This window comes from Acaryochloris marina MBIC11017 (genome assembly GCF_000018105.1).
In the GTDB taxonomy this organism is placed as follows: domain Bacteria; phylum Cyanobacteriota; class Cyanobacteriia; order Thermosynechococcales; family Thermosynechococcaceae; genus Acaryochloris; species Acaryochloris marina.
Genome location: NC_009925.1, coordinates 5,154,059 through 5,175,636, shown reverse-complemented (window position 1 = coordinate 5,175,636; position 21,578 = coordinate 5,154,059). Strand labels below are relative to the sequence as shown.

General features: G+C 46.8%; 13 protein-coding genes. 4 read left to right on the top strand and 9 right to left on the bottom strand.

The window, feature by feature from the left end; translation table 11 throughout:
* The first annotated feature begins 3 nt into the window (after positions 1-3).
* Positions 4-833 (top strand): IS5 family transposase gene (locus AM1_RS23160; RefSeq protein WP_238549049.1). Its coding sequence is split into 2 segments (ribosomal slippage): positions 4-421 and positions 421-833, totalling 831 coding nucleotides; the frame shifts between segments, so codons are not numbered across the junction.
* Here AM1_RS23160 and AM1_RS23155 read toward each other — a convergent pair.
* The gene (locus AM1_RS23155) at positions 809-1,051 is read right to left on the bottom strand and encodes a PDDEXK family nuclease (RefSeq protein ID WP_049783771.1); all 243 of its coding nucleotides are present in this window, start codon (positions 1,049-1,051) and stop codon (positions 809-811) included. The genes AM1_RS23160 and AM1_RS23155 overlap by 25 nt on opposite strands.
* A gap of 225 nt (positions 1,052-1,276) precedes the next feature.
* Here AM1_RS23155 and AM1_RS23150 point away from each other — a divergent pair, with 225 nt between their 5' ends.
* Positions 1,277-1,525, top strand: a complete 249-nt coding sequence (locus AM1_RS23150) for a hypothetical protein (RefSeq protein WP_041660239.1) — start codon at positions 1,277-1,279, stop codon at positions 1,523-1,525.
* Between the two features lie 884 nt (positions 1,526-2,409).
* Here AM1_RS23150 and ureC read toward each other — a convergent pair.
* The 7 genes from ureC to AM1_RS23110 all read right to left on the bottom strand — a co-directional run bounded on the left by ureC (position 2,410) and on the right by AM1_RS23110 (position 18,711).
* Positions 2,410-4,119, bottom strand: coding sequence for an urease subunit alpha (gene ureC / locus AM1_RS23140; RefSeq protein WP_041660221.1), 1,710 nt, complete (start codon positions 4,117-4,119; stop codon positions 2,410-2,412).
* Positions 4,120-4,265: 146 nt separating this feature from the next.
* Positions 4,266-5,903, bottom strand: a complete 1,638-nt coding sequence (locus tag AM1_RS23135) for a hybrid sensor histidine kinase/response regulator (RefSeq protein WP_012165339.1) — start codon at positions 5,901-5,903, stop codon at positions 4,266-4,268.
* The gene (locus AM1_RS23130) at positions 5,893-15,822 is read right to left on the bottom strand and encodes a PAS domain S-box protein (RefSeq protein ID WP_012165338.1); all 9,930 of its coding nucleotides are present in this window, start codon (positions 15,820-15,822) and stop codon (positions 5,893-5,895) included. Before AM1_RS23130 ends, AM1_RS23135 begins: the two co-directional genes overlap by 11 nt.
* Before the next feature lie 256 nt (positions 15,823-16,078).
* Positions 16,079-16,384, bottom strand: coding sequence for an urease subunit beta (locus AM1_RS23125; protein WP_012165337.1), 306 nt, complete (start codon positions 16,382-16,384; stop codon positions 16,079-16,081).
* 76 nt (positions 16,385-16,460) lie between these two features.
* Positions 16,461-17,513, bottom strand: a complete 1,053-nt coding sequence (locus AM1_RS23120) for a zinc metalloprotease (RefSeq protein WP_012165336.1) — start codon at positions 17,511-17,513, stop codon at positions 16,461-16,463.
* Between the two features lie 30 nt (positions 17,514-17,543).
* Positions 17,544-17,846 (bottom strand): urease subunit gamma, encoded by a 303-nt coding sequence (gene ureA, locus AM1_RS23115; RefSeq protein ID WP_012165335.1) that lies wholly within the window; start codon positions 17,844-17,846, stop codon positions 17,544-17,546.
* A gap of 13 nt (positions 17,847-17,859) precedes the next feature.
* On the bottom strand, positions 17,860-18,711 hold the full coding sequence (locus tag AM1_RS23110; RefSeq protein ID WP_012165334.1) for an urease accessory protein UreD: 852 nt from the start codon (positions 18,709-18,711) through the stop codon (positions 17,860-17,862).
* Positions 18,712-18,940: 229 nt separating this feature from the next.
* On the opposite strand from AM1_RS23110, the gene AM1_RS23105 reads away from it, so the two are divergent.
* Positions 18,941-19,147 carry a hypothetical protein gene (locus AM1_RS23105; RefSeq protein ID WP_010477613.1) on the top strand — a complete coding sequence of 69 codons (207 nt, stop codon included), beginning with the start codon at positions 18,941-18,943 and terminating at the stop codon, positions 19,145-19,147.
* A 73-nt stretch (positions 19,148-19,220) separates the two neighbouring features.
* Here AM1_RS23105 and AM1_RS23100 read toward each other — a convergent pair whose 3' ends face one another.
* Positions 19,221-20,126 carry a D-hexose-6-phosphate mutarotase gene (locus tag AM1_RS23100; RefSeq protein ID WP_012165333.1) on the bottom strand — a complete coding sequence of 302 codons (906 nt, stop codon included), beginning with the start codon at positions 20,124-20,126 and terminating at the stop codon, positions 19,221-19,223.
* Between the two features lie 198 nt (positions 20,127-20,324).
* On the opposite strand from AM1_RS23100, the gene chrA reads away from it, so the two are divergent.
* Positions 20,325-21,554: a chromate efflux transporter gene (gene chrA, locus AM1_RS23095; protein WP_012165332.1), complete on the top strand. Its 1,230-nt coding sequence runs from the start codon at positions 20,325-20,327 to the stop codon at positions 21,552-21,554.
* Positions 21,555-21,578: the final 24 nt, after the last annotated feature.

Below are 21,578 nucleotides of genomic sequence, written 5' to 3'. Positions count from 1 at the left end.
CCAATGAATTACGAAACAGCCCAACAGCTGAGTGCAAAGGACTTTAAGCGACGAACTGGAGTCTACAAGCGAACCTTTAAACGCATGCTCCATGCATGGCATACCTATCACCTGAGTCGCTCCAATGCAGGGCGTCCTCCAAAGTTGTGTCAATGTGATCAACTGTTGGTAACCCTTCAATATTGGCGAGAATATCGGACCTATTTCCACATTGCTGGAGATTGGGAAGTCTCTGAATCAACCGTCTGCCGTATTGTCCACCAGGTCGAGACCGCTCTGATGAACTCAGGACTCTTTCGCTTACCCGGTCAGAAATCTCTGCTACAAGGGTTCGAGCGACCGGATGTCGTTGTGATGGATGTGACTGAAACGCCCATTGAACGTCCCCAGACAAGACAAAAAGCGTATTATTCAGGAAAAAAAAGAGACATACCTTCAAATGCCAGATTATCGCTAACCGCAACACTTTAGAGATTATCTGCCTTAACGTTGGTCCAGGTCGTCGGCATGATTTTCAGATCTTCAAGGGTTCAGGTATCCATATCCATCCAGATACCGAGAGTCTGCAAGATAGCGGATATCAAGGGATTGCAGCCTATCATGCCAACAGCTATGTTCCTCTCAAGAAGCCACAACACGGTGAACTGACTTCCCTGCAGCGAGAGTATAACCGTGCTCTGAGTCAGGAACGAATGGGCATTGAACACATTAATCGCAGCCTGAAGATTTTCAGAATTCTGTCGGAGCGCTATCGCAATCGTCGTCGTCGCTACGCGCTGCGGTGTAACTTGATTGCAGCTATCTATAACTACGAGCTATCTTTGACAACTTGAGGGATGGCAAACAGCAATACCACATCGTCAAATGAATATTGCAAGAGGTCTAATGTAGCGTTCCGCTTTCCCGTTTCCCCTCCTGTGGGCGGCATAAAGATGAGTTCTCCCTGGGCAGTTCGTTCAATTTTTAGATCAGGATTCGCTAGACACAAGTCATAGAACTGCCGATCAGTCAGTTGAGTGGAGGGTGGCACTGAAACAACAAGAGCATCCATGCTCATGAATCTGAAGTACTTCCTCTTAATCCTAACTGCTAACTCCTTTAGTGAAGAAGCTGATAAACAAGGATGATGTCAGCGAGGATAAGCAAGTTCTTGCATCAACAGCGCTAACAACATCTGAGAATCGGTTTAAAAAATTTAGTATTCTTCTTTAATCTGAGCATCATCAAAGCAATCTCAATGTCAATATGAGTTAGTTGAATATCCTAAATAGCAAACATGCAATATTCAAATCAATTTAACTCTAATAAAGATAAATCTAAAGAAGAAGATGAGTGGTTCCTCTTTAGAGAAAAGAGATACTCCCCAATAATTGATACTGAATGGCCTATACGGAGGCAGCAAGCATATGGTCCAATAATAGATGAATTTCAAGATATATTCGAAGAAGGGTTTGAACCAAAGATTGGAAAACTCCTAAAAATTTTTCTGTATAGATTATTTAATCATGCAGCTCCTCATAAATAAAAAAAATATTACTAGGGTCTGTTTTAGTCTCTATATTAATATGCTTACTATTGATACTCTTTAGCAGCTTAAGAATATTCAACTTCATTGAATTCACAAGAATATATCTCGCACTTCTGATAATAATGATATTAATATATCTTCCAGTTATTGGCCTTCATAGCTTATTATCATATTTCAAAAGCAGAAGAGGTAAAACAGAAAGAAGATTGAACTATATAGAAAAGGTTAAGAATGGAGTTTTCTATAGGAAGAGAATGCCTTTGGAGGAAGAGTTATTACCAAATTTCAATAATCACCTAATAGAATATAAGATCAAGAATTTATCACTATTCTCAGAAGAAGATTTAAAGATCGTAGAGAATTTCTTAGAAAGGCAAGAAAAGCTATCTACAAAAAGCACTCAATATGCAAACAGGTTTTTAGCAACTATAATCTCTTTCGCAATCATCTTAATACAAGATATTGTTGTTACGACATCTTTCCTGACATTATTTTTGGGATTTTTTTACTCATTTGAGTATTTCATACAAAAAGATTCCATTACTTCAAGATCTTTCGTCTGCATACAGATCTTAAAGGAAGCACAGATCAGGAGAAGTAAAATCATGAAATCGAATAAGCAGAGGTAGTCTTTTCCCTTGCTTCCCTACACTGAACAAAATTCAAAAAGATAGTTAACCTGAGTTCGTAATAAGCTAAACCCTTTATTCTTGAGTAAGCTGAAACCTTTATCCTTTCGCAGAAAAATCTCAAAAATAAGCTTAACCCGAACTTAGGCTATTTATTAAAAAATCTTCAATTCTGTCAATATGAGGGTTACAGCCAAAACCATAAAAGCGTCGATATATCTAGTTCACCTTTCACTCCAATGGATTGGCCTTTCAAAACAAAAAGTACCGCTGTGCCATGGGCAACACTGTTGCAGGCTCACAGGTAAGCAATTCTCCATCGGCCCTCACCTCATAAGTCTCAGAATCCACCTCAATTTTTGGCAAAGCATCATTTAACTTCATATCCGCCTTGCTAAGATTGCGCGTATTGGAAATGGCAACGACGTTTTTCTGCAAACCAATTTGGCCAGGAATCCCCATCTCCATAGCGGCTTGAGAGACAAACGTAAGAGACGTCGCTGCGATCACACCTCCAAATCCCCCAAACATCGGTCGCATATGCACCGGTTGGGGCGTGGGAATACTGGCATTGGCATCTCCCATTTGGGACCAGGCAATAAAGCCACCTTTAATCACCATTTCTGGCTTGACGCCAAACAAAGCTGGCTTCCACAAACAAAGATCGGCTAGCTTGCCCACTTCCACCGAACCCACATGGTCGGCAATCCCGTGGGTAATAGCTGGATTAATCGTGTACTTGGCGACGTAACGCTTCGCTCGATGATTATCATTGCGATCTGAGTCTTCTGAAAGCGGTCCCCGCTGTACCTTCATTTTGTGGCCCGTCTGCCAGGTACGAATAATCACCTCACCTACACGGCCCATAGCCTGGGAATCCGAGGCAATCATACTAAACGCCCCCAAGTCATGGAGGATATCTTCAGCAGCGATGGTTTCTCGGCGAATTCTGGATTCAGCAAAGGCCACATCTTCAGGAATGCCTGCATCGAGGTGATGACACACCATGAGCATATCCAAGTGTTCATCTAGGGTATTGACGGTGTAGGGCCGGGTAGGGTTGGTGGAGGACGGTAGGACATTGGCTTCTCCACAAACCTTGATAATATCCGGGGCGTGGCCACCCCCGGCCCCTTCCGTGTGATAGGTGTGAATGACGCGGTTTTTGAAAGCTGAAATGGTATTTTCGACAAAGCCCGCTTCATTCAGGGTATCCGTGTGAATCGCCACCTGGACATCAAACTCGTCGGCAACGCTCAAGCAGGTATCAATGGCAGCAGGAGTCGTGCCCCAGTCTTCATGAAGCTTCAGGCCCATCGCTCCGGCTTTAACTTGTTCGACTAAAGCGGCGGGCTGGCTGGAGTTGCCTTTGCCTAAAAAGCCTAAGTTCATAGGAAAGGCATCGGCAGATTGCAGCATCCGATAGATATTCCAAGGGCCAGGAGTGCAGGTGGTGGCGTTGGTGCCTGCCGCAGGACCTGTGCCGCCGCCAAGCATGGTTGTGACACCGGATGCGATCGCAACTTCAATTTGCTGGGGACAAATAAAGTGGATGTGGGAGTCAATCCCTCCCGCCGTCAGAATCATCCCCTCCCCCGCGATTGCCTCTGTACCTGGGCCGATCACAATATCAATCTTGTCTTGGATATAGGGGTTACCCGCCTTGCCAATGGCAGCAATCTTACCGTCCTTAATACCGATATCCGCTTTGACGATGCCCCACCAGTCCAAGATAAGGGCGTTGGTAATCACAGTATCCACGGCGCCATCGGCATTGGTAATCGGCGACTGGCCCATGCCATCGCGAATCACTTTACCGCCACCAAACTTGACCTCATCTCCGTAGGTGGTGTGGTCTTGCTCCACTTCGATAATCAGCTCAGTATCAGCCAGGCGAATGCGATCGCCCACCGTAGGGCCATAGGTTTCCGCATAGGCGCGGCGGTCCATTCGATATGCCATAGCTGCCCTTTATGAAGACTGATCCAGTAAATTCTAAATCGAACGGTAACGTTTGATCGCTGTAACCTTTACAAAACTCGATATTGGACCACAGCCATAAAGAGTTTGCCTCAGATTTAGCCCGTTAACCATTGGGGTGAGGCAATCTAGGATGCGTAGGGAAGCGCAACTGTAAAGGTTGTTCCTTGTCCAAGCTGACTATCAATCTTAATGGTGCCTTTTAGAGATTGAGTGACAATGTTGTAGACGATATTGAGTCCTAATCCCGTCCCCCCCTGATTCCGGGCAGTCGTAAAAAAGGGTTCATAAACCCTGGACAAATTTTCAGTAGAAATCCCACAGCCATCATCACGATAGGTCAACAGGACCTGATCGTTCTGCTGTTCAAGGTGAATCTGGAGTTGTCCAACCTCTCCAGGCTGATATGCATGTTTGATGGAATTCGTGACTAGATTCGTAATTACTTGAGCAAACACCCCTGGATCATGAGTGAGGACAATGGAATCATCCCCTGCCAAGTCTAAGGTGAGTCCTGACCGTCTTGCCTGGGGTTCTAAGCTGGTTACCACTTCTCCCACATAGTCTTTCAGATTAAACGTCCGCAGTTCGCGATGGGATTGATCCACTGCAACTTGTTTGAAGCTTTGAATCAAGTCTCCGGCTCGGCCCAGATTGCTATTAATTAACTTCGTGCATCGATTGACCACATCAAGGTAGTGATTGAGGGTTGAACGCTTGAGTTGTCCTGCTTCTGCTGCATTCACAAAGACTGCACTTTCATCGGCAAGGGTGGACGCTACCGTGATGGTATTGCCAATCGGCGTGTTTATTTCATGGGCGACACCGGCCACAAGCGCCCCTAATGCAGCCATTTTTTCGGATTCGACCAGACTCGCTTGAGCTGATTTCAGGGTTTCTAGGGTGTGCGAGAGTTCTTGAGTACGGTCTTGAACCCGCTGGTCTAGTTCAGTATTGAGTTGTCGCAGCTTTGCTTCTGCTGCTTTGCGATCGCGAATATCGCGACAATGCACCACATAATATTCACGACTAGAGAATTGAAGATAGTTAAGGGCAATCTCCACGGGCAGCTCTTGCCCCCCCTTAGTAAGTAACTGAGCTTCAAACCTTAAACGGTGTTGTTCTCTAACCTTTTGTTGAAAGTCGTTCCATTCAGAATGATGGCCGGTTGCTTTTAGATCCGCACTGGATAGTTGCAATAACTCTTCTAAGGCGTATCCCAGCAATTCACAGATTGCCCCATTGGCATAGGCGATACTCGAATCTGGATTGAACCAGAGAATGCCATCTACGGAATGATCCACCGAGAATTGGGTGAGGGACAGTTGCTGATTGAGCTGCTGAAGTTGCTCTGCTTTTTCGCGCTCCACATCATAGAGTTGACTGACATGGCAAAGCTGCAAATGCGTTCTAACGCGAGCTAAGAGTTCAGCTTCTTGAAACGGTTTGCTGATGTAATCAACGGCACCCATCTCAAAGCCATGGAGAATGCTTTGGGTATCTGAGCGAGCCGTAATAAAGATGATGGGAATGTTGGCCGTTGCTGCATTGGCTTTGATTTGCCGACAGACTTCAAACCCATCCATCACTGGCATTTGGATATCCAAAAGGATAAGGGCAGGAGGATGAGTATGGAGGCGTTTGAGAGCCCGTTCCCCACTAATAGCAGCGGCAACTCGATAACCTGCAGAAGACAAGGTTTCAGAAATAACCTCTAAATTGGCGGGGGTATCATCCACCACCATAATTTCAGTACTACTCTCCATCTGTTTGCTCCTGGGCCAAATACTCCTGGAGTAAAGTTTCTATTTCTTCCGTACGATACTGTTTTGCTAACTTCAGCAGAGGTTCAGCGAAAGGGAGATACTGAATATCTGTTTCAACCAAATGTTCCAAGTGTTCCCTGAGATCACCGACATTATCCATCTGAGCAAAGGTCAGCAAGGTTTTCAGAATGTGTGATGCGGGCATCACCATTTGAGACTTAGAGATGACCTGGGTTTCAAGTTCTCCAGATTGATCCTCATACACCCAGGCCAAATTCAATTGCTCAGCTAACACTCGAAACAATGCCTGGGCATCAACCGGTTTAGTCAGGAAGGTATCCCCCCCTTGCTCTACCGCCAGTTGCTGATCGGTTGGTCCAACAGATGCCGAAGAAACTATCACTGGAATCCCTTTAAAAGAGGTGAAAGCAGCGTCATGGCGCAGGTGCTGTAGAAATTCAAAGCCATCCATCACCGGCATCGCTAAATCTAGAATCACCGCATCGGGTTGACAAACCTGAAGTTTTTCCAACCCCTCTTCTCCATTCGTGGCTTCCACAATTTCAAACTCAAGCTGGGCTAGCAGGTTTTCAATGACGGCTCGATTTTCCCAGCGATCATCCACCACTAATAGGGTGCGACGATCTCCTAGATAGCCCACGACTGGCTGGGAAGGAGATTCAGTCACTGTCATAGCCCCATCTTGGGCCAGTGGAACCGTCACACAAAAGGAGAATTCACTACCTGCCCCCAGCTGGCTCGATACTTGTATGTCTCCACCCATGAGTTGCACAATCCGTTGGCTAATCGCTAATCCTAACCCGGTACCTTCGGTATGATTTCGTGGATCGCCAACCTGCTCAAACGCCTTAAAGAGTCGAGACAATTGTTCGGTGGCAATACCAACCCCTGTATCAATAATTGCGAATCTGAGGGTTGCTTGACCTGCATTAGCCTCAAGCTGCAATATCTGGAAGGTCACACTACCTTTTTCAGTAAACTTGAGGGCATTGCCCATCAAATTAATCAACACCTGCCGGAATCGCTTCTCGTCTATCTCTACCCCTTTGGGAAGATCATTATCCAGTTGAAACAGGAGTTCAATGCCTTTCTGGGTCGCTTTAAGGTGGAACATATCCACCACTGAGGATAGCAATGTCAGTAAATCGGTCGGATGGGGATTGAGTTCTAACTTGCGGGCTTCGATTTTGGATAAGTCAAGGATGTCGTTAATAAGGGTTAACAAATGCGACCCACACTGGTGAATCACTTCAAGCCCCCGCTTATCTCTAGGCGAGATTTGGTCCGAGCGGTTGAGGATTTGGGCATAGCCCAGGATCCCATTCAGAGGCGTCCTAAGCTCATGGCTCATATTCGCTAAAAACTCACTTTTGGCCTGATTCGCACTATCCGCAATTTCTTTGGCCTCGGCTAATGCATGATTGGTTTGTTCTAGAGCAGCTGTTCTCTCTGAAACTCGGGCTTCAAGTTCTTCATTAATGTTTTTTAGCGTCTCTTCTGCTTGCTTAAGTGGAGTTATATCTTCGATCATGGCCAAAATCCCCATGACATTGCCTTGAACATCTCTAAGGGGTGCCTTATTTGTACTTAGCCAAGCATTCTTTCCATCTGCCGTTAAAATTGGTTCAACAATCCCTAGTTCTGCTTTTGCAGTTGACATAATGCGCTGGTCGCATTCAATAAAGAACTCAGCCTCTTCGGTTTTCCAGGGCAACTCATAGTCAGTTTGCCCCACAATCTCATCAGATGAGGTGAAACCTGCCATCTCTGTGAAGGCCTGGTTACAGCCCAAATAAACGGAGTTTCTATCTTTCCAACACACTTTTTGGGGAATTGTGTCTAAGACAAGCTTCAGTAGCTGCTTGGACTCATAAAGCTCTTGTTCGGCAGCCTTGCGTTCGGTGATATCTGCAGCAATACCAACCGTCCCTGCCATTCTCCCTTGCTCATCTTGAAAGGGCGTTTTGGTCGTCTCTAGCCAGCCTAACGTTCCATCGGCTTGGGAAAACGGTTCTTCAACCCTTTTGCGATGCCCAGAAGCCATCACTTTGAAATCATCCTCTCGATAGCTTTGGGCCATATCCTGTGGCCAAATATCACAATCCGTCAGACCAATGATTTCACCAACCGACAACCCACAAGCCTGGGCAAACGGCTCGTTGACAGCAATAAATTGGCTATCAGCATCTTTAAGCCAGGCCATCTGGGGAATATTATTGAGAAGCGCTTCTAGGTGATTTTGTTTGAGGATTAATTCCTGTTCAGCCGCCTTACGAGCGCTAATATCTCGCACCCGAACAAAGTTATATTCTTCTCCTTCAAACTCTAAGTAATTGGCAACGATTTCCACTGGGAACAATTGTCCATCTCTATTCTGATGTTGGGACTCCAAGCTCACACTCCCCTGCTCTTTGATAGTCTGCCAATGGGGTGACCAAAACGCCTTAGAGATGGTGGGATTCACATCAAATACGGACATTAGCATGAGGTCATCAATTGAATACCCATGCATCCGAGATGCCGCATGGTTAGAATAGGCAAAACCGCCATCGGGTTTGATCCAAAAGATACAGTCAGCAGCGTTATCAACGGAATATTGAGTAAACTGCAATACTTTTTCAGCGGCTTTGCGATCGCTAATATCTTGCACTTCTGCGAATATGTACCCCTCCCCTTCATATTCCAGATAGTTACCCATAATTTCTACGGGGAACGTCGAGCCATCCTTCGCTTGGAAAAGGGATTCAAATCGTTCGTATCCATTGAGACTGAGCTGTTCCCAATAATTTGACCAGACCTCGGCTGGGAAAAGGGGGTCGATATCCCAAATAAACATCTGCTTCAGCTCATCCGGAGGATAGCCTAAGGTTGCACAGGCTGAACGATTGACATTGATCAGACTACCTGTCCGGTTAATCCAAAAAATACTAGTCGCCGTATTCTCAGATGCAAATTGAGTGAGGATACGCTCTTTTTCAGCTGCTTTTCGTTCACTAATATCTTGAACTTGGGCAAATAAATAACCAATCCCCTGATACTCAATGTAGTTACTCATGATTTCCACAGGGAAAATCGTTTTATCTTTTGCTTGATGAAAAACCTCAAATCTTGAGTAGCCTTTTTTGCTGATTTCAGTCCAGTGTTCTAACCAATCTTCCGCAAAAAAACCAGGCGTAATATCCCAAACGTAAAGATTACACAGCTCATCTGGATCATAGCCTAAGCGAATACAGGCGGACTCATTGACACTAATAAACTGGCCATCTGAGTTGATCCAAAAAATTCCAATCTCTGTATTTTCAAGGGCAAACTTTGTGAGAATAAGCTCCTGTTCTCTTGCTTTGCGTTCGCGAATATCTCGCACAATTTTAGAGGCACCGATCACTTCACCTTGACTGTCAATTAAAGGAGAAATAGTTACAGAGATATCAATGGGATGCCCCGTTTTGTGAAGCCGAATCGTTTCAAAGTGCTCAATACACTCCTTATTCTTAAGACGAGCAATAATCTCGACCTCCTCCTTATACCGATCTGGAGGAAAAAGCATCAGAATAGGCTGGCCCATTGCTTCAGCCTCGGTATAGCCAAATAGGTTAGTTGCAGATTGGTTCCAACTAGTGATGGTGCCATCAAGGGTCTTGGTAATAATGGCATCATCCGTAGATTCAACGACGGAGGCCAATAAGCGAGAATTGGCCTCCGCCTGCTCGTGCTCAGCTTCTAACCGCTTTTTCTCGCTAATGTCCTGCACTAAGCCAACACTATAAACGGCTTCACCATCTTGCAAATCCACCAAAAAGACCGTTGTTTCAGACCAAAAATAGGTGCTATCTTTGCGCAGATAGCGTTTTTCCAAAGTGAAATCCTCAATCTCCTGGGCATAAAGCTGTTGGAGCATTGCTTTAGACTCATGGATATCGTCAGGATGAGTAAACTCAATCACCGACATCCCCAGAAGTTCAGCGCGGGAATAACCGATGAGCTGACAAAAATGGTCGTTCACGCGGACACATTGCTGGGTGCTAATATCAACTTCTAAAAATCCCACGGCTGCTTGTTCAAACGTAGCTTTGGCACGGGCTTCACTCAAATGGAGGGCTGTCTCCATTTGTTTGCGATCACTAATGTCAAAAATCACTCCTTCAAAATATAGGAATTGATTTGATTCATTAAAAATGCCTTTTCCCTTTTCAGTGACCCAGCGGATCGAACCATCTCGATGAAGGATGCGATACTCCATCGAGAACGATTGACGAGCAGCAACGGCTTTGGCTGCAATCCGATCCACCCGTTCAACATCATCAGGGTGAATAATGCTGGCATAGCTACGATGTCGGTTATCAATAAAGTCAGCCGCGGGATAACCAGATAAGTCGGCAATGGCATCGCTGACAAACTCTAGGGTCCAATCGGCATCATACTGACTGCGGTAGACCGCACCGTCAAGATTAGAGAGCAGGTTACGGTATTTCGCCTCACTTTCTCGCAAAGAGATTTCAGCGGCCTTGCGATCGCTAATATCTCGAATAATGCTATGGACGATCAGTTCCCCCTGATATTGAATCGGTGTAAGGGAAACTTCTGCCCAAAAGGTTTCTCCGTCGGCACGTTGATGGAGCCACTCAAATTGGGAGCTGCCCTTTTGTAAGGTTTCTTCCATGATGGCTGCAGTCTTATCCACTGAGAGTTGACCATCGGCCTGCCTCTCCGGTGAAATTTGGTAAGGCTGTAGCGTTACTATTTCAGATTTTTGGGTATATCTGAACAGATCAATCGCTGCCTGGTTACAATCGATAAACCCTTCTTCACCGAGTAATAGAACCGCATCGGCAGCTTGATTAAATAAGGTTTGCAAACGCTGTTCTGATGCAGCTAATTGGGCGGTGCGATCTCGAACTCGGGCTTCCAATTCCTGGTTAAGCTGTTCTAAAGCCTCTTGCGCTTGCTGACGCTCTAGCTCTGCTGCTGCGCGCTCTCCAAAAACTTGCAGCACCATGCGGGCAAATTCTATATTCTCAATGGTCTCATAGTCTAATATGCAAATCACCCCAATCACTTGCCCTGAGCGATCTTTCAAGGCAGTACCCAGATAACTATCGACCCCCATCTCGACTAAATCAGGGTCAAGGGGAAAGGCTTCCTGTACCCCACAAGGACAGTGATAATTGCCCTGCTGAATTGATGTTTCACAAGGGGTATGGGCCCTTGGATAGGTCAGTTTGGCCTGTAACTGGTTATTGGTATACCAAGCTAAGGTTTCTAAGGTTTCTCCATTGATTTGGGAGATCAACACGTGGGCACATTGCAGGGCGTTCGCCATTTGCTCTGCCAGCGTGGGAAACACGGCTTCTCCCGTCACTGATCCAGTGCTGAACAGGAGGTTTTCCAAGATATGTTTATTTTTCTGGAGTGCTTTCGTTCGCTCATCCACATGTTGTTCTAGCGTCTGAAATAGCCGGGCATTAGCTAATGCGATCGCAGCTTGAGTACAGAGAAAATTAAGAACAGTGATGCGATCGTGCGTAAATACTCCCGCCGCAGATTGATTTTGCAAATAAAGCAAACCGTTGAGGTGACCTTGATGCAGAATCGGTAAGCACAGAACACTCCGAGGCTGATAAATCTGAAGATAATCGTCTATGATCGGCAAGTCAGTCCTTAGATCATCAACGGCCAGCGCTTCGTGGGTATTTTTGACATATTGAATCAGTTGAGCCGGTAAATCGGAAGCATTGGCAAAAGGGATAGAAGATAAATCGGTATTTTCAGGGGTAGCAGTGGCACGAATCAGCCAGCTCCCCTCTGGTTCAGGCAGCAAAAGTGCTAGTCGATCTGCACCAGAGTTTTGTAGCATGATTGGTGCCAGTCGCTTTAGCAGTTCATCCAGATTTAGACCTTCAGAAAGCGCTTGACTACTTTTGAGAAGGGCAGTTAAGTCAAAAGCTGTATTAATACGGGAGTTGGAATGAACAGAAGCAGAAGAATGAATCGAAAGGTTAATCCCAGCAAGACCCGCTATGGAGTCCAAAGTATTAATAGGCTGAAGACTGGGTTGAAGAATCGGTTGTAGCAAATCAGGATTGTGCTGTTCAAGCGCATCCGTTTTGGCTTTGGCTCCCCAACGAGCATAGCAATAGTATGCTTCCTGCATAAAACCAGCAGCAATCTTGTCTTTGCCCCAGTTGAGAAAAAATTTAGCCGCTAGCTCATTGGCAAGCGCTTCGTCCTGGAGGTATTGATTCTCTTTCGCCCCCTGAATCGCCGCTTCATAGCAGGTAATAGCCTCAGCATAATTCTGCGCCAAACGATGTTGCTCAGCCAACACCAGTTGATATTTATGCTGAAAGTTTTCGGGAGCACACTGGGCTAACACAGCCAAAAAGTTCTTGGCTGTGTTTATGCAAATGTAAGTAGACTCAGAATCGAGATTGGCAGCGGTTATTGCCTGATAAAAGGGCAGCAACTTTGCCTGATAGCCAGCAATAGATGATTGATAGTTCGCAGCTTTCTGAAAAGCGCTATCAGCTTTTTTCCATAAGCTTAAATAGACAAACAAAATACCTTTCGCTAGATAATAGGCATATAGTCCTGTCCCTGCCTGGACAGCTTCCAGTTGAGCAATGACCACAGATTCATCAAAGTCTTCAGACTTAAACTCCGTGACGATACTGGAGTGTCCTGAGAGATTAAGAGACAACAGATGCCAAAACTGGACATAGGCCCAGGAAAAATACAGTTTTTTGGATTGGAGCCAATTAACGTAGTTTTTTTGAAGGTCTAGGATCTCATCAAGAGGTTTGCCACTCATCCAAAGATATGTGCAATAGTTATTGGCACAATATCCTGCAAATTCTAAGTCACCAATATCTAAACCGTTTTGATAGCCTTCGATCAGAGGCTGCAAACAGTCTCGTAAAGGGGTTTGAATGGACGCCACATAGGAAAAGTGAACCATATCAACCTTGGTGCGAAAAAGCTTGCTATTAAAGTACTTCAGCAATACTTGAGAGACTTGACCAGCTTGATAGGCCGCCGCATAATCCTCCATATTGCCTAATAGCATGCCGTAATTCGCAAACCCAAAAGCCGACTGCTCCGAATAACCAAATTGCTGGGAGAGATCCACCAATGTCAGGATAATTTGGAAGAATAGGGGGGGATTGGTGAAGATAGCAGAGCTGCACATCTCCAGCAAAAGTCCCATCTTCAGGGTGATGTCACGATCCATCAATGGAATCTTCTCAAGTTGAATCGTGAGCAGCTGGGCTTTAATGCGATCATTCTCGGTTGGGCTAACGAGGTGTAAGCCTTGACTGGCTAGGACAGACACGCCTCTATCCAGTGCTTCCCCAAACCGCTGTTGAGCAACCCATACCCGAATCGTGAGCGCCGAGATCTGAAGCTGTTGATGCTCACTGAGCTGAGATAAAGTAAGCGTCTCTAATAGCTCTGTCGCTTTGTCCCACCGACTATTGAGGTATTCAGCCTCAATCGAGGCTCTATACAGCTGGAACTTTAAGTCGCTATTCGTGATGCCGTAGTCATCATAAAGAGCCCTCGCTTTAGTGAAATATAGGCTTGCAGCGTCATAGGCAAGGGTAGACAGCGCTTGTTGACCGGCCTGGAGATTCAGCGAGAAAAGGAGCTTTTGCTCCTCAGGGGTTGTAAGAACGGATGAACCACAGTTATAGTTCTCAACAATCAGAAACAGCCGCCGTTGGTCCGCTTCAAAGCAATGCTTTTGCAAGAGTTTGCGGGCAATCTCAAGTCTGAGGGATTGGGCATCCTGCTCGTTACAGGCCAACTCGTAAGCTGCTTGTTGAACACGATCATGCAGAAATTCATAGGCAACACAAACCGTTGACGAGGACTGATTCTGCAACGTGCCTTGAAAGAATTTGTACGTATTATTTGTCGGGATGACTAACCCCATTTGCAAGCTCGGCCACAGACTATCGGCCAGGCTTGTTTGGGTTTGCTGAGTAATAATCGCTAAGGTAGATAAATCAAATGAATCCCCCAAACAAGCAGCAAGATTGAGTATTTTTTGGGTTGTATCGGGTAACTGCTTTAATCTTTCGATCAAGAAGTCCACAACATCATCTGTTAGGGCCAGCTGTTGAACCTTGGTAATGTCACAAAGCCAATGGCCCGCATCGCTATCAAAAGAAATACAGTGCTGATCGTATAGCTCAATTAAAAATTGAATCGTGAAAAACGGATTTCCGCCAGTTTTTTGATATATCAGCTGGGATAGCGGCGTAGCAGTATTGGCCCCACATAACAACGTATCTGCCACAAGCTGATTGACATCAGATTCGGCCAAAGGTACCAGGGGTAATGTATCCAGGACATTCCCTCGTTCTTGTAGCCCCTGCACCGTCAGCATGAGGGGATGGGCTGGAAACACTTCGTTTTCCCGATATGCTCCCAGCACCAGCAGATGGCTTGACTCGGATTCATCAAACAACAGTGTTAGCAAGCTCAAAGAGGCAGAATCAGCCCACTGCAAATCATCCAAGAAAATCACCAGGGGATGCTCTGCCCTGGCAAAAAGTTGAATAAATTTGCCAAGCAGTAAATTAAAACGATTCTGCGCAGCCAAACCTGAGAGTTCAGGCACCGCAGGTTGTGCTCCTATGATTTGTCCTAAGTTAGGGATGACGTCGATCAAAACCTGAGCGTTCTCTCCTAAAACTCCTAAAATTTTGGCTTTCCAATCTGCCAAAACCGTATCCGATTCACCCAGTAGCTGGTCAATCAAACTTTGAAACGCTTGCCCAAAAACAGAGAAAGGAATATTACGATTAAACTGATCAAACTTGCCCTGAATAAAGTAACCATTTTGGCAAGTAATGGGTTTGTGAACTTCGCTGATAACCGCCGTTTTACCAATTCCCGAGGAACCAGCAACCAACAGGAGTTCTGAAGGCCCCTGAGTCACTCGCTCAAAGGCATCCAGCAAGGTTTGAACTTCGGCTTCACGGCCATAGAGTTTTTCGGGTATCAAGATGCGATCGCACACGTCTCGCACCCCCAGCTCAAACGGTTCAACGACTCCTCGTTCATTCAACTGACTCAGACAAATAGCCAAGTCATGCTTTAAGCCCAACGCACTTTGGTAGCGATCTTCGGCATTTTTCGCCAATAGCTTGAGGACGATATCTGAAACCTGAACGGGAACCTGAGGATTAATCTCATGGAGCGGTGTTGGGGCTTTAGCAATATGGCAATGTACCAGTTCCATCACGTCTGTAGAAGGAAACGGTAGCTGCCCCGTCAGCACCTCATATAGGGTGACGCCTAGGCCATAGAAATCGGCTCGATAATCCACCCCTCGATTCATACGCCCCGTCTGTTCAGGGGCCAGATAAGCCAAGGTTCCTTCTAGGGCGTTGAGACTTTTAATCCCTTGCATTTCCTTCGGTAACAAGGAAGCCAAGCCAAAATCCGTTAGCTTAACCTGCTTACTTTCGGGGTGAATAATAATATTTGCAGGCTTAATATCCTTGTGAATCACCCGTTGCTGACATAAATAATGGAGGGCATCTGCTAACTGCAGAGCAATGCGTAATCCATCGGCAATGGAAATCTTCGACTCAAGGAATTTCACCAAAGAAACTCCTTGCATATCCTCCATAATCAAGGCATAAGTGCTGTCAAAACATTCCAAGCTGAGCATCTGAATAATGCTAGGATGCTTGAGATTTTGACCAATTACATACTGATTGCGAAAAGCAACATGTTCTGAAAAGTGCAAAGGCTGAGCCGTGGTTTTGATGACCACAGGCAACTGATCTGCCACTCTTATCCCTTGGTAGACTCGCGTTCGCTGACTCTCGTACAAAACATGCAAAATTTTGTACTGGGGTAAGTTTTGGGAGATAGCAAGCTCCATTTGGAACAGACTCCTTAACAATGCACCTTTCTAATCAGGATGCCCCATACATCACAATCATGAAAGCATCTGCCCCGGAGAATGATGAATCATTCCCCAATCTTATTTTTCTCTATCAACAAACTGTTTAACTCGAAAATTTTACTGTTTTTAGATTTAGAAATTCTCCCCAAAAAATCTATCAAGAGATAATTCTAGAGAAAGATTTCACTAAATAAAAACGCTAGTTCAAAAACAGGTATTTCGCTCAAAAGAATTATAAAGCACCTTGGATTTTTCCATTAAAGCCAAACACTTGTCGCTGCCCGACTAAGGGAACCAAAGTGACCTCTCGCTGGTCCCCCGGCTCAAAGCGTACGGCCGTTCCGGCAGGAATATCTAATCTCATTCCCTTAACTTGCGCTCGATCAAACGCTAAGGCTGGATTCACTTCATAAAAGTGAAAATGAGACCCCACCTGCACGGGGCGATCTCCAGTGTTCGCAACGGCCACCTTCACCGTTGCCCGCCCTGCATTAAGTTCAATATCGCCTGTTTCAGGAAAGAGTTCGCCAGGTATCATGATGGGTCAGACCGGAGTACACTTGCTAGCCACTGTACGGTACTTTTTCCCATAGGTCTAGAACTTCAATTTAGAATCATTTTCGGCGTTGTTTGCGACGCTGCTTTTCTAACCGCTGCAAAATCGCCGCAATACCAAACACCCCCGAAAAACTGATCACCAGCAAGAGACCAAATAGCTGCCAAGGGTTCGGTCCAGTACCAGAGAGGTTAATAGAACTCACGGTTTGGCAAAGGGGGTAGAGGAAATTCCGACCGCCCAAATCATCAGGACTGAGCTGCGGTAGCGGCTTAGCAGCCTCCCCCAAACTACTATTCATGATGGCCGCCGCATCAATTTTGGAAACCAGCTTCAGGGCCTTCGTTGGCTGTTGACAGTCAATGGGCATCACATTGCCGGGAATCTGGTCCGTATCAAAGTTACGTTGGGGAAACTCATTGGGGTGATCTAACGCCAAGGCATGCCCCACCTCATGAATCAACAAAGACTCAAAGTGATTACAGCCAGCAATTGGGGCTTGGGTATCCCAAAAGTAGCAGCTGCGATTATTGAAAACAATATCAGCACTGGTAATCGTTTTTCCTGGAACCGGCTGTCCCTGCAGACCAATGGGGTTTTCATTGGTGAACCAAAAGCTAGTGTAAGCCCCAAAATTAGCGACGAGGGGATAGTCTTCTGGACTCCGGACAAACAGATCAATCTCTGCCCCAAACCCTCGCCACGGCTCCCGAGCACCATCCGGGGGGATTTGGGCGGCTAAGCTGGCGGTCACTGGCGTAAAGTGAAGGACGGTATGATTCTCTCCCCAGTGATCTAAAGCGCTCTGAATCTCCTTCTCAATTTGGTTACAGGTGGGCGGTTGGCGATCTTGGAAGAGGGGAATGATTTGGGGGCAAAAGTCGGATGCGATCGCATATTCCAATCCCTCCCCCAGTCCCCGCACATTAGACAATACGGAGCCCGGCACATTACTCCACCGAGCCGCATCTTGGAGATCATCTGCAAAATTGTTAGGTGTATTGTTCGTCAGGGCATTGTCCGTAACAAACCCAAAGGCTGGACCACTTAGAAGCAGCCACCAGCAAACCATGACGCTGATCCAACGTTTCCATCCCCCTTGATTGGGCATTATCCCCCTCGTTCCAATTCTCGTGCCAATTTAAGTAATGGGATGATGAACCGTCACTAGTTTGGTTCCATCCGGAAACGTCGCTTCCACCTGGACCTCAGGAATCATCTCCGGAATGCCATCCATCACGTCTGCACGACTCAGCAAAGTCGTGCCAAAGCTCATCAATTCAGCAACCGTGCGTCCCTCCCGAGCCCCTTCCAAAATACCAGCCGTAATATAGGCCACTGCCTCAGGGTAATTGAGCTTGATACCTCGGTTCTTCCGCCGTTCTGCTAACAGTGCCGCGGTAAACACGAGCAATTTATCTTTTTCCTGGGGAGTGAGCTGCATGGGTTACCTCGTTTTAGAGTGGCCAAACACGGGGAGGACAGGCTGGGCGTCCCAAATGGGTGGATCGCAACAGATTCCACACCTGTATAAACCATTGACGGGCCGCTTGACTAGAGGGACCACGATATCGGCAGACCAGTCCAAGGGGTAAGCGCGTTACCCCCATCTCAGCCCCATCGGTAGTGGGCTGCCAAAGGTCACGAGCCGTCTGGACCAGATTGGGTTCAACCCCTTGTCCGACCCACAGAAAACTGCCAACAACCGGTTGTCCAGCCAAGCCATGGGGGCTTTCCCAAATGTCCGGTTGCCCCGGCAACCACTGTCGATCAATCCAGAGGGGCGCGCCCTGCTGCCAAATCTCAGTATGAGATCGCCAGTCCCCCTGCATAAATCGCTCACCTCGGGCACTGCGACCAAATCGAGTCAGATCCCATCCGCAAAAAATAGCCCCAGGGCCAAGCTCAACCTGTAAGGTTTGGCGAAACTGAGCCTGGTCAAAGACGATTGTTCCTAAGGGCAGCCATTCTAGAATCGCGTTAGTATCCAGCTGGCACTGGACCGTCTGTTGGGCTCCATGACCATTAGACCGATAGACTTTGCCTGCAGATGTTGTTGTCAGTAGCGCATGGGTCTGGGGCTGCAGCGTCACATTAATGGAGAGACGATCGCCGCCCACCATGCCCCCAGCGGTATGCATCATGACGCTATGGCAAACTGGCCCTTCAGGATAAAAAGGGCGTTGTAGATTGAGAGGGGCTTGATGATAGCTCTGCTGAACCTGAGTTTGGTGAGCTTTTTTCTCGTAGGTTAAGCTTAGACGACCATGCCAGCTTGCCAAGTCTGACTGTTTTTCAAGTTGCTGCATGGGTCGATAACAGAGATATTCAGCTAAAGGGGTTGAGGCGTCTCAATAATTTATCATTTATTCTCTAGAAGCCAGGCAAATTATACATTTGATGTTTTTTTACCCGATTTTCCCTTTAGTTCTTTAACGGAGTTATTACGTTTTCTAAAACCTCCCCCCTCTTGGTTTTAACTCCTATCAATAACTGTCATAATGCAGGCGCTTACGTTGTCTCATCATTCATCTGTTTATGTCGGATCAAGATAAATACACGGTTGTGCCCTCAAGAAACACTGAGGTGATTCGCAAAAACTATAATGACGATGCCTTAAAAATGCGAGCCAAAGCGGCCAAAGCTCGTATTAAAGCCAAGCAGAAGGCTGAAAAAGATGCCCGGCAAAGGGCTGCCATTGAAAAAATTCCTCCAGAACATCGCATTTTGGAAGATTCCCTTTAATTGAATGGTCTCACCGGGGGATAGGGGCTAGATTGATGTCCCCTATTCCTGGGTAGCTTCGATCCGTAGCTCGCTAAAGCTGGACTATTCGATAGTCTGCAGTCAGGCTATAGGCAGTCCCCGACTGTATCTCAATCACCTCATTCGCTGCATTTGCGGTCTCTACACAGACAAATTTTTGATAATCATCATCCTTTAAGTCAGCCATTTTGGTGGAATTATCGACCCAAGGATTCCAGACTACAGCCGTTTGACTCCCCGATGCCGTAATTTCAATCCGGCGGTTAAGAGTGGGATCTTCAACGGCTAATGCTGGGGACACCCCTAAATAAATTCGATCCACCTCTTCGGCAATGGCTATCTCACCGGACTGCTGTTTTTGCACTCCCCCATCCACTTTATCGATATAGGCGGCGCCTTCCAGACCTTTGACCCTTAGAGGCGCAATATCCCCCACTTGAAAATAGGTGTGCAGGGCCTGGGTAATGGAGAAAGGCTGCTCCCCCGTATTGTGGGTTATTAGCTCAATTTTGAGGGTCGAACCGATCGTAAATTCGATGGATAGGTCGAAGGAATGGGGCCAAATGTCTCGGGTTTCAGGTGTATCCACTAAACCCAGTTTGACTTTTATCTCTTGGCTGGGGGTGGTAGAGGTAGATTGCACCGTCCACAAACGATTGCGCACAAACCCATGGCTGGCTCGCCCTAAGCTCTCAGGGTCCGGCCCAAACCAGGGCCAGCATATGGGCGTTCCCCCTTTAATGGCTTTTCCAGTTTGGTAATAAGCCTGCTCGCTAATAAACATCAAATCTTCTGGAGCAGAGGTGGGGCGGTAGGACAAGACTTGTCCCCCATAGACAGAAATCATCGCTTGGGCATGGGCGTTATTAATTTTGATGATGGGGAAATCGCCCTGACCCAGGCTGAACTGAAGTTGATCGGCAATGCCATAGTCCGCGTTAAGCTGCTCAATATTCATAGGGGAAGTCTGTCGAAACGGCTAGGGAGTTAGTGCCAGGATCTACCGGTTTACCAGCCGGCTCAGTGATATCTTGGCACTAAGACTGTACCGGACTTTCACCCCATTAACCGTAACTTAAGCTGCCCCTTGTACAAGTGAGGATGGCTTTCTATCAGCCATATTTTCGAGTGTTTCTCTTCGTTGTGGGGGCGCCAGATGGTTCAGTCAGAGATCAAGCCTGCTCCTGGACAACCCCTATCCCAACGCCTCGCTGAGTTGGCCAAAGTCTTCTTAAAACTGGGAACCATTGGCTTTGGTGGTCCTCAAGCCCATATCGCTATGGCCAATGATGAAGCTGTGGTTCGTCGTCAATGGCTGACCTCAGAACAGTTCACAGAAGGGCTGGCTGTTTGTGAAATGCTGCCGGGGCCCGCCTCAACCCAAATGGGCATTTATATTGGCTACGTTCGGGCGGGACAGTTGGGCGCCTTAGTCTCCGGCTTTTGCTTTATTGCACCTGCGTTTTTAATTGTGGTGGCCTTGGCCTGGGGCTATTTTCGTTTCCAAGGGTTGCCTCAGATTAATGATATTTTTCTGGGGGTTTCCCCCGTCGTAATCGCTATTATTCTGGCCTTTTGTTGGAAGCTGGCCAGGAAAACCCTGAAGGATATTGCGGGGATGGGTATTGCGATCGCAATCTTTATCCTCACCCTCACCACTGCCATTAACGTCCTGATTCAGTTTATTTTGGCTGGCCTGGTCGGACTCTGGTGGTTCCGCCCCCGAGGAACCGATTCTCCAATACGGAACTGGTGGATACCGCCAATGCCTTTATTACTGGCCCATCTACCAGCAGATACCCTAACTCTCTCTAGCTTTTGGGGACTGGAACGAATCGGTGAATTTCTCCTCCCCCTCACCACCTTTTTCCTGAAGGTGGGTAGCTTTATCTTTGGGGGTGGGTTAGTGATTATCCCTTTGCTGGAATTTGAAGTGGTCGAGCAGTTGCACTGGCTAACCCAAACGGAGTTTATTAATGGCGTTGCCATCGGTCAGCTATCGCCAGGTCCAGTAGTGTTAACGGCAGCCTTTGTCGGCTTTAAGGTGGCAGGAGTTTTAGGCGCGTTGGTATCAACCATCGCCATTTTCGCACCCTCCTTTGCCTTTATTATGCTGGCAGCCCCATTTCTACTCCGTGCCCGCAAGAATCCTTGGATACAGGCATTTTTAAAGGGAGTTACACCTGCAGTACTGGGTGCGATCGCAGCCGCGACCCTTCCCCTTCTCAGAACCACCTTGGCCCAACCGACTCTGTTCTATTCCATTATGTCTGGGGTGATGGGACTACTCGCCTTAGTCGCTTTGATCCGCTACAAAACCCCAACCTGGCTTTTAGTCCCGCTCGGTGCAGTTTTGGGATTAATCGTTGGATTACTCCCGACCTAAAAATGTGAGTTTTGAACCCTTCGC

Coding starts and splice junctions, on each gene's coding strand:
- AM1_RS23155 (WP_049783771.1), bottom strand. CDS start 1,051: ATGGATGCTCTTGTTGTTTCAGTGCCACCCTCCACTCAACTGACTGAT.
- AM1_RS23150 (WP_041660239.1), top strand. CDS start 1,277: ATGCAATATTCAAATCAATTTAACTCTAATAAAGATAAATCTAAAGAA.
- ureC (WP_041660221.1), bottom strand. CDS start 4,119: ATGGCATATCGAATGGACCGCCGCGCCTATGCGGAAACCTATGGCCCT.
- AM1_RS23135 (WP_012165339.1), bottom strand. CDS start 5,903: ATGGAGAGTAGTACTGAAATTATGGTGGTGGATGATACCCCCGCCAAT.
- AM1_RS23130 (WP_012165338.1), bottom strand. CDS start 15,822: ATGGAGCTTGCTATCTCCCAAAACTTACCCCAGTACAAAATTTTGCAT.
- AM1_RS23125 (WP_012165337.1), bottom strand. CDS start 16,384: ATGATACCTGGCGAACTCTTTCCTGAAACAGGCGATATTGAACTTAAT.
- AM1_RS23120 (WP_012165336.1), bottom strand. CDS start 17,513: ATGCCCAATCAAGGGGGATGGAAACGTTGGATCAGCGTCATGGTTTGC.
- ureA (WP_012165335.1), bottom strand. CDS start 17,846: ATGCAGCTCACTCCCCAGGAAAAAGATAAATTGCTCGTGTTTACCGCG.
- AM1_RS23110 (WP_012165334.1), bottom strand. CDS start 18,711: ATGCAGCAACTTGAAAAACAGTCAGACTTGGCAAGCTGGCATGGTCGT.
- AM1_RS23105 (WP_010477613.1), top strand. CDS start 18,941: ATGTCGGATCAAGATAAATACACGGTTGTGCCCTCAAGAAACACTGAG.
- AM1_RS23100 (WP_012165333.1), bottom strand. CDS start 20,126: ATGAATATTGAGCAGCTTAACGCGGACTATGGCATTGCCGATCAACTT.
- chrA (WP_012165332.1), top strand. CDS start 20,325: ATGGTTCAGTCAGAGATCAAGCCTGCTCCTGGACAACCCCTATCCCAA.